General features: G+C 74.7%; 8 protein-coding genes. 6 read left to right on the plus strand and 2 right to left on the minus strand.

Going from position 1 to position 9,005, the window contains the following annotated elements:
* Positions 1-196: AMP-binding protein (locus FF041_RS11215; RefSeq protein WP_323391674.1), on the minus strand; the 196-nt coding region annotated here is incomplete at its 3' end.
* Between the two features lie 176 nt (positions 197-372).
* Between FF041_RS11215 and FF041_RS11220 the strand changes: the two genes are divergently transcribed.
* The 4 genes from FF041_RS11220 to FF041_RS11235 are packed head-to-tail and all read left to right on the plus strand — an operon-like array spanning position 373 to position 4,441.
* Entirely contained in the window at positions 373-1,194 is an 822-nt protein-coding gene (locus FF041_RS11220; RefSeq protein WP_153522590.1) for a crotonase/enoyl-CoA hydratase family protein, read from the plus strand.
* Between the two features lie 13 nt (positions 1,195-1,207).
* Entirely contained in the window at positions 1,208-2,224 is a 1,017-nt protein-coding gene (locus FF041_RS11225; protein ID WP_153522591.1) for a Zn-ribbon domain-containing OB-fold protein, read from the plus strand.
* Positions 2,221-3,282: a thiolase domain-containing protein gene (locus FF041_RS11230; protein WP_323391677.1), complete on the plus strand. Its 1,062-nt coding sequence runs from the start codon at positions 2,221-2,223 to the stop codon at positions 3,280-3,282. Before FF041_RS11225 ends, FF041_RS11230 begins: the two co-directional genes overlap by 4 nt.
* Positions 3,275-4,441 (plus strand): thiolase domain-containing protein, encoded by a 1,167-nt coding sequence (locus tag FF041_RS11235; protein ID WP_153522593.1) that lies wholly within the window; start codon positions 3,275-3,277, stop codon positions 4,439-4,441. The genes FF041_RS11230 and FF041_RS11235 overlap by 8 nt, the downstream gene beginning before the upstream one ends.
* Positions 4,442-4,542: 101 nt before the next feature.
* On the opposite strand, the gene FF041_RS11240 is transcribed toward FF041_RS11235, so the two are convergent.
* Positions 4,543-5,757, minus strand: coding sequence for an MFS transporter (locus FF041_RS11240; RefSeq protein ID WP_153522595.1), 1,215 nt, complete (start codon positions 5,755-5,757; stop codon positions 4,543-4,545).
* Positions 5,758-5,824: 67 nt separating this feature from the next.
* On the opposite strand from FF041_RS11240, the gene FF041_RS11245 reads away from it, so the two are divergent.
* Positions 5,825-6,196: a hypothetical protein gene (locus FF041_RS11245; protein ID WP_228388155.1), complete on the plus strand. Its 372-nt coding sequence runs from the start codon at positions 5,825-5,827 to the stop codon at positions 6,194-6,196.
* Positions 6,197-6,383: 187 nt separating this feature from the next.
* On the plus strand, positions 6,384-9,005 hold a 2,622-nt coding region (locus FF041_RS11250; RefSeq protein WP_153522597.1), incomplete at its 3' end, for an ATP-binding protein.

Genomic DNA, 9,005 nt, shown 5'->3' on the forward strand with positions numbered 1-9,005 from the left:
GCAGTCCGAGGTGCTCGCCGGGCCCGATCCCCGCGCCGATCAGATGATGGGCGATCCGGTTGGCCGCCGCGTCCAGTTCCGCGTAGGTGAGCCGGCGCTCCGCGCCCGTCCCCGGCAGGTCGAGGCAGACCAGCGCCTCACGGTCCGGGACCACGTCCACGACCGACTCGAAAAGGTCGGCAAGGTTGTACTCCACCGCTCCTCCAGACCTGGCGCACCCGGTGTGAACTCGGCTCGGCGGTCATTAGAGCGCCCGGGGACACATCTGGGAAGGGGAGACGCCGAATTTATCTGACTGGCTGTCAGAAAGCTATTGAACTGGACCCGTCCCTCCTGCAACCTGTTCTGCGTCTGGAGACGGGAGGCCCGCACATGGACCGAGACACGGGACCGCGCGGCGGTACCGAACACCTCACCGTACGGCGCGAGGGCGCGACCCTGATACTCACCCTCAACCGGCCCGAGGCGAGGAACGCGCTCTCGCTGCCGATGCTGGTGGGCCTGTACGACGGCTGGCTGGAAGCCGACGAGGACGACGCCGTCCGCTCCATCGTGCTCACCGGGGCGGGCGGCGCCTTCTGCGCCGGAATGGACCTCAAGGCCCTCGCGGGCGGCGGCATGGACGGACAGCGGCACCGGGACCGGATGAAAGCCGACCCCGACCTCCACTGGAAGGCCATGCTCCGCCACCACCGCCCCCGGAAACCGGTCATCGCGGCCGTCGAGGGCCCCTGCGTCGCCGGGGGCACCGAGATCCTCCAGGGCACGGACATCCGGGTGGCGGGCGCGGGCGCGGTCTTCGGCTACTACGAGGTCAGGCGCGGACTCTTCCCCATCGGCGGCTCGACCGTACGGCTCCAGCGCCAGATCCCGCGCACCCACGCCCTGGAGATGCTGCTCACCGGCCGCCCCTACACCGCGGCGGAAGCCCTGCGGATCGGCCTCATCGGCCATGTCGTCCCCGATGGCGCCGCCCTGGAGCAGGCGCTCTCCCTCGCCGAACGGATCAACGCCTGCGGCCCGCTCGCCGTCGAGGCCGTCAAGGCGTCGGTGTACGAGACCGCCGCGATGGCCGAGGCCGAGGGCCTCGCCGCCGAACTCGTCCGCGGCTGGCCCGTCTTCGACACCGAGGACGCCCGGGAAGGAGCCCGTGCCTTCGCCGAGAAGCGCGACCCCGTCTACCGGCGCGTCTGACCGAGGAGATCCGATGCCCCAACCGCTGCGCGCACCTCTGGTGGTCGAGTTCCCCTTCACCCGTTCGCTGGGCCCGGTGCAGAGCGCCTTCCTCACCGGTCTGCGCGAGCGCACCGTCCTCGGCGTCCGCACGGCCGACGGCCGGATCCTGGTACCGCCCGTCGAATACGACCCGGTCACCGCCGACGAGCTCCGTGAGCTGGCCGAGGTCGCCGCCACCGGAACCGTCACCACCTGGGCCTGGAACCCCGCCCCCCGCCGGGGCCAGCCGCTCGCCACCCCCTTCGCCTGGGTGCTGGTACGACTGGACGGGGCCGACACCGCGCTGCTGCACGCGCTCGACGCACCCGGCCCGGGCGCGGTGCGCACCGGTCTGCGCGTCACCGTCCGCTGGGCCGCCGAACGCACCGGCTCCATCACCGACATCGCCTGCTTCGAGCCGTACGAGGGCGAGTCGGACCCGTACGAGGGTGAGCCGGACCCGTACGAGCGCGAACGGGTCCCGTACGAGCACGAGCACGAGCCGCGTCCGCGCACGGCCGGGGGGCACGACGGACGGTTCGACGACCCCGTCACCGGCATCGTCGCCCCCGCCCGGCTCGACTACGACTATTCGCCCGGCCGAGCCCAGTCCCGCTATCTCCACGCCCTCGCCGAGCGGCGGACCGTCGGGGAGCGCTGCCCCTCCTGCCGCAAGGTGTACGTCCCTCCCCGGGGCGCCTGCCCCACCTGCGGCGTCGCCACCGCCGAGCAGATCGAGGTCGGCCCGCGCGGCACGGTCACCACCTACTGCGTCGTCAACATCAAGGCGAAGAACCTGGACATCGCGGTGCCGTACGTCTACGCCCACATCGCTCTCGACGGCGCCGACCTCGCCCTGCACGCCCGGATCGGCGGCATCCCCTACGACCAGGTGCGCATGGGGCTGCGGGTGGAGCCGGTGTGGACCGCGTCGAGCCGCTACCCCGACCACTACCGCCCCTCCGGCGAGCCGGACGCCGACTACGAGGTCTACAAGGAGCTGCTGTGACCCGGTACGCCAGGGATGTGGCGATCATCGCCTTCGCCCAGACCGATCACCAGCGGCGGAGCGATGAGCTCTCCGAGGTCGAGATGGTGATGCCGGTGCTGCACCAGGTGCTCCGCCGTACCGGGCTGAGGACCGGTGACATCGGCTTCACCTGCTCGGGCTCGTCCGACTATCTCGCCGGGCGGGCCTTCTCCTTCACCATGGCCCTGGACGGCGTCGGCGCGTGGCCGCCGATCTCCGAGTCCCATGTGGAGATGGACGGCGCGTGGGCGCTGTACGAGGCATGGGTGAAGATCCTCACCGGCGCGGCCGACACCGCGCTGGTGTACGCCTACGGGAAGTCCTCGCCCGGCGAGGTGCGCGATGTGCTGAGCCGGCAGCTCGACCCGTACTACACCGCTCCGCTCTGGCCCGACTCGGTGGCGCTCGCCGCCCTCCAGGCACAGGCCCTGATCGACGCGGGCCACACCGATGAACGGGAGCTCGCCGCGATCGGCGCCCGCAGCCGCGCGGACGCCGCGGCCAACCCGTACGCCCAGCTCGCGGGGGCCGTTCCCCGGGGCGACATGGTCGTCGGGCCGCTGCACCGGGGCGACTGCCCCCCGATCGGCGACGGCGCCGCCGCCGTGCTCCTCGCCGCCGGGGACCGCGCCCGCGAACTCTGCGAGCGCCCCGCCTGGATCCGCGGCATGGACCACCGGATCGAGGCGCACGGCCTCGGCGTCCGCGATCTGACCGACTCGCCCTCCACCCGGCTCGCCGCCGAGCGCGCCGGGGCCTTCGAGCGGCCCGTCGACACCGCCGAGCTGCACGCGCCCTTCACCTCGCAGGAAGTCGTACTGCGCCGATCCCTCGACCTCGACTCCAGGGTGAGAGTCAATCCGTCCGGCGGAGCGCTCTCGGCCAATCCGGTGATGGCCGCGGGCCTCATCCGGCTCGGCGAGGCCGCTGCCCTGATCCACCGCGGCGAGTCGGACCGGGCCCTCGCCCACGCCACCTCGGGGCCCTGCCTCCAGCAGAATCTGGTCGCCGTTCTGGAAGGGGACAGCCATGGCTGAGGAGCCCGTCGCCGTCGTCGGCATCGGACAGACCCGGCACCGGGCCGCCCGCCGCGATGTCTCCCTCGCCGGACTCGTCCGCGAAGCCGCCCTGCGCGCCCTCGCGGACGCCGAGCTGACCTGGGCGGACATCGACGCGGTCGTCATCGGCAAGGCCCCCGACTTCTTCGAGGGCGTGATGATGCCGGAGCTGTATCTCGCCGACGCGCTCGGCGCGGTCGGCAAACCGATGCTGCGGGTGCACACCGCGGGCTCGGTCGGCGGCTCCACCGCGCTCGTCGCCGCCGATCTGATCGCGGCCCGGGTGCACACCACCGTGCTCACCCTCGCCTTCGAGAAACAGTCCGAGTCCAACGCCATGTGGGGGCTCTCCCTGCCCGTCCCCTTCCAGCAGCCGCTGCTGGCGGGCGCGGGCGGCTTCTTCGCCCCGCACATCCGCGCCTATATGCGGCGCACCGGGGCCCCCGACACCATCGGCGCCTTGGTCGCCTACAAGGACCGGCGCAACGCCCTGCGGAACCCGTACGCCCATCTCCACGAGCACGGCATCACCCTGGCGAAGGTCCAGGAGTCCCCGATGCTGTGGGACCCCATCCGCTACTCCGAGACCTGTCCGTCGTCCGACGGAGCATGCGCGATGATCCTCGCCGACCGTGCGGGGGCGGCCCGCGCGCCCCGCCCGGCGGCCTGGGTGCACGGCGGCGCGATGCGCAGCGAGCCCACCCTCTTCGCGGGCAAGGACTTCGTCTCGCCCCGGGCCGGGAAGGACTGCGCGGCGGCCGTCTACCGGCAGGCCCGGATCACCGATCCGCGCCGGGAGATCGACGTCGTCGAGATGTACGTCCCCTTCTCCTGGTACGAGCCCATGTGGCTGGAGAACCTCGGCTTCGCGGCCGAGGGGGAGGGGTGGAAGCTCACCGAGTCAGGAGTCACCGAGCTCGACGGCGATCTGCCCGTCAACCCGTCCGGGGGAGTGCTCTCCGCCAACCCCATCGGGGCCTCCGGAATGATCCGCTTCGCCGAGGCCGCCCTCCAGGTGCGCGGCCAGGCGGGCGAGCACCAGATCGACGGCGCGCGCAGAGCCCTCGGGCACGCGTACGGCGGCGGCTCGCAGTTCTTCGCGATGTGGCTGGTGGGCTCCGAGCCGCCCACCACCTGAACTCTCGGGCAGGGGGGCCTGAACTCCGCGCCGGGCCTGGAGTCCGCGCACCCCGGACCCCGCCCCGGACCCCTCCCGGACCGGGGTGCGGCCGGGCCCCGCTACGGCCCGGCCGCACCCTCCCGTGCCCCGCGCGGCAGCAGCAGCCCGACGCAGAGCGCGAGGACCGTCACCGCGGCCGTGAACACCAGCCCCGCGTTCCGCAGCCCCAGCCAGAGCGTCAGCGCCCCCACCCCCATGACCGGCAGCGTGAGTCCGGTGTAGGCGGCCACGAAGAACGCCGAGATCGTCCCGCCCCGATGCCCGGCGGGCGCGGCGTCCCCGACCGAGGCCAGCCCGGCCCGGAAGGCGAGCCCCTGCCCGAGACCGCCTGCCAGCGTGCCCGCCAGCAGCAGCGGCAGCGACTCCGCCGCCAGCGAGGCGCCCACCAGCAGCAGGCCCGCGACCAGCGTCAGACACCCGGCGGGCAGCGACCGGCGCACCCCCAGCCGTCCCGTCAGCGACTGCCCCGCCGTGGAGGCGAGGAAGAGCGAGAAGACCACCGCGCCGGCCACCGCCAGATCGTCCGCCTTCAGCGTCTGCGCCAGAAAGCTCGGCACCACGGCGGTGAACAGCCCGAGCAGCGAGAACCCCGCGAACGCGGCGAGCGCCGCCGGCGCGAACACCGCCCGCGCCTCCGGCGGCACCGCCATCCCCTGCGGCCGGTGCCGGTGCCGGGGCCGGGGCTCGCCCGCCCGGGCGGCCACGGTCTCCGGCAGCAGCCGGACCACGACGGCCGCGACGGCCAGCAGCGCCAGATGCACCACGAAGGGCAGCCGCAGCGGGTCCGGGGCGTACCGCGCGAGCAGCCCCGCCAGCAGCGGTCCACAGCCCAGCCCGCCCATGTTCGCCGCCGTCGCGGCGAACCCCGCCCGCGCGGCGCGGTGCGGCGGGGCGAGCTCCAGCACGGCGGCGGTGGCCGTGCCGCTGAGCAGCCCCACCGAGAACCCCGACAGCAGCCGGCCGGCGAACAGCAGCGGCAGCCCGCCCTCGAACAGAAAGCACAGATCAGCGACGGCGGACAGCCCCAGGGCGCAGAACAGCACGGGGCGGCGTCCGACCCGGTCGGACCAGTCGCCCGCCGTCAGCAGAACGGCGATGACCCCCACCGCGTACACGGCGAACACCACCGTCACCATCAGCTCGGAGAAACCGATCTCCGCCTGGTACAGGCCGTACAGCGGCGTCGGCAGCGTGGCGCCCGCCATGCCCACCGCGAACACCCCGGCGGCGGCCGGATACCCCGGGCGGCTTCTCGTACCGTGATCGGCGGCCATGCGGACACCGTACGGGCGGCCCGGCCCCGCCACCCCGGGAACGCCGCCATCGGCCCACCCCGCGGCCGTGCTCACCGCCATGTCCTGGCTCGGTCCCGCGGTCGGCGCACCGCTGTTCAACCCGCTCTCCGACCGCTGGCGCGACCGGCGGGCCCCCGCTGTCGCCGGAGTCCTGCCCCAGGGTGCCGTGATCACCCTGCTGATCCATCCGCTCAGGGAGACCAACAGCGTCTCCGTGCCGACCGTGTTCGCCGTGGGCCTCTTCGCGGGAGCCCATCTGCCCGGCTTCACCGTCGCCGGGGAACCGGAGAACCGGTCCCCGGGGCGCTCGTCGGCGGAATCCTCCAGGCGGTGCCCGGCGGGCAGCGGGCCGCTTCATCAAGGAGACGGCCGCTGCCCGGCCCGGCCCCTGACGGCCGCGCCACCGTCCGGCCCCTGACGGCCGCGCCGCGCCACCGCCCGCCGGATCCGGGGCGAGAGCCCCGACTCCCCGGCCCCGCAGGCCCGTTCGACGGAACCCGTCTCCCCGCGCCTGCCCCGCTCGCGTACGCTGAGGTGCCTCAAGGACGTCTGTCCAGGCGGCCCCAGCACCACGCCGGGCGTACGCCCGGTCATGAGGGGTGGACATGACGCGACCCGCCGGCGCCGCACGGCGCCGCCTCTTCGAACGCGAGACGGAACTCGCCGCCGTGGACGAAGCGCTGGCCGAGCTGACCGGATCACACCCCGGGGCCGAGGACTCCGGCCCACTTCCCGGGGCCGAGGACTCCGGCCCACTTCCCGGGGCCGAGGACGCAGGCCCGCTCATACGCCCGCGCGGTGCGCTCCTCGCCTTCGCCGGGCACGCCGGACTCGGCAAGACCACCCTCCTGGCCGAGATCCGCCGCAGAGCCGCCGCCCGAGGCTGCACCGTGCTCAGCGCACGCGGCGGCGAACAGGAACAGCAGGTCGCCTTCCACGTCGCCCGCCAGCTGATACAGCCCCAGCTCGCCGGAGCCTCGGAATCCGAGCTCCGGCAGCGCCTCGGCAGCTGGTACGCCATCGTCGGGCCCGCGCTCGGCCTCTGCGCCGCCGACGAAGGCTCCCCGCCCGACCCCCAGGGCCTGCGCGACGGCCTCGACTGGGTCCTCACCCATCTCGCCGTCCGCCGCGCACCGCTCGCCCTGGTCCTCGACGACGCCCACTGGGCCGACCCCGAATCACTGAGCTGGCTCGCCGCCTTCGCGCCCCGCGCCGAAGAACTCCCCATGCTCCTCGCCGTCGCCTACCGGCCCGAGGAACTCCCCGACCACGCCCATCCGTTCCGCCGGCTGCCCGGCCGGGCCGGACAGCGCCCCCTCGGCCTGGAGCCGCTCACCCCGCCCGCCGTCGCCCGTCTGGTCCGCGACCGGCTCGGCGACCACGCCGACGACGCCTTCTGCCAGGAGTGCTGGGCCGTCACCTCCGGCAACCCCTTCGAGACCGTCGAACTCATCGCCAAAGTACGCGACCGGTCCATCGACCCCGTCGGATCCGGCGCCCCGCTGCTGCGCGACCTCGCCGCCGCCGTCAAAGGCAGCGGACTCATCGCCCGCATCGAACGGCTCGGTCCCGCCACCGTCCGCTTCGCCTGGGCCGGCGCCGTGCTCGGCACCGAGATCCAGCCCGCGCTCGCCGCGGCCGTCGCCGGACTCGGCCCCCAGGCCGCCGCGGACGCCGCCGACCGGCTGCGCGACGCACGGGTCCTCACCGGCGCCGACACCCTGGAATTCGTCCACCCGCTGATCGCCACCGCCGTCCACCGGGCCATCCCCGACGCCGTCCGGGTCGCCCTGCACGGCCAGGCCGCCTGGGCCGTCGTCGACGCGGGCCTCGGCTCCGCGGCAGCCGCCCGCCATCTGCTGGAGACCCACCCCGAGGGCGACCCCTGGGTCGTCGGCCGGCTCCGCGAGGCCGCCCGGGAGACCCTCCGGGCCGGCGCCCCCGACGCCGCCCGCCGTCAGCTCGCCCGCGCCCTGCGCGAACCCCCCGCCCCGGCGGACCGCGCCGCCGTCCTCTACGAACTGGGCTGCTCCTCGCTGCTCACCGAGCCCGCCACCACCGTCAACCACCTCCGGGCGGCGCTTGAGGAGCCCATCGCCGACCCCGCGCTCCGCCAGGGCATCGTGTACCGCCTCTCCCAGGTGCTCGCCCACTCCGACCGGCTCGCCGAGGCGTCCGAGACCCTCGCCCGGGAGGCCCGCCGCACCAACTGCCCCCGCACCCGGCTGCGGATGCGGGCCGAGAAGTTCATGTGGGACGCCTTCCGCGCCGATGAGCCCGAGTCGCCCGCCCGCTCCCGCAGACTGGCCAGACTCGCCGACCGGCTCACCGGGCGCGATCTCACCGAGCGCTACATCATCGGGCTGCGCGCCTGGGACGCCACCCTGCGCGCCGAGCCCGCGTCCGTCGCCCTGCGCCACGCCGAACGCGCCCTGGCGGGCGGACTGAGCTGGGCCGCCGAGGACCGGGGCTTCGAGGTGCCCGCGCTCGTCGCCCTCACCTTCCTCTTCGCCGACCGGCCCGGCCGCGCCGAGGAGCTGTTCGCCGCGGGGACCGCCGAGTTCGAGCGCCAGGGCTGGCACGGCGGGCATCTCTCCTTCGCGTACACCCTCCTCGGCTACATCCGCTTCCGGCGCGGCATGCTCACCGAGGCCGAGGAGCTCGGCCGGGCGGGACTGCGGCTCGCCGAACGCGTCGGCCCCCGCACCCCGGCCGAGTGGTACGCCGTCGCCACCCTGGTGGAGGTGCTGCTCGCCCGGGGGAAGACGGAGGACGCCGCCCGGGTCGCCCGGGACCACGGCTTCGGCGAGCCCTTCCCCGCCGCCGTCACCTTCCCCGACGCGCAGACCGTGTACGGAGAGCTGCTGCTCGCCCAGGGCCGGACCGAGGAGGCCGTCGCCGAACTGACCGCCGCGGGCGCGCGGCTGGAGCCGCGCGGGGTGCGCAACCCCGCCTGGTGCCCTTGGCAGCTGCACCTCGCCCGCGCCACCGCCCGGGAGGAGCCGGGGCGGGCCAGGGCCCTCGCGCTCGACGCGGTGACGAGCGCCCGGCGGTACGCGGCCCCCTCCGGCATCGGCATGGCGCTGCGGGTCGCCGCGGAGGTGACCGGGGGGACCGAGCGCACCGCCCTGCTCACCGAGGCCGTCGCCTGGCTGGAACGCTCACCGGCCGCCTATGAACGGGCCAGGGCCCTGGTCGCGCTCGGCGCCCACCAGCACCGCACGGGC

The sequence above is a fragment of the Streptomyces jumonjinensis genome (genome assembly GCF_009600885.1).
Lineage (GTDB): Bacteria > Actinomycetota > Actinomycetes > Streptomycetales > Streptomycetaceae > Streptomyces > Streptomyces jumonjinensis.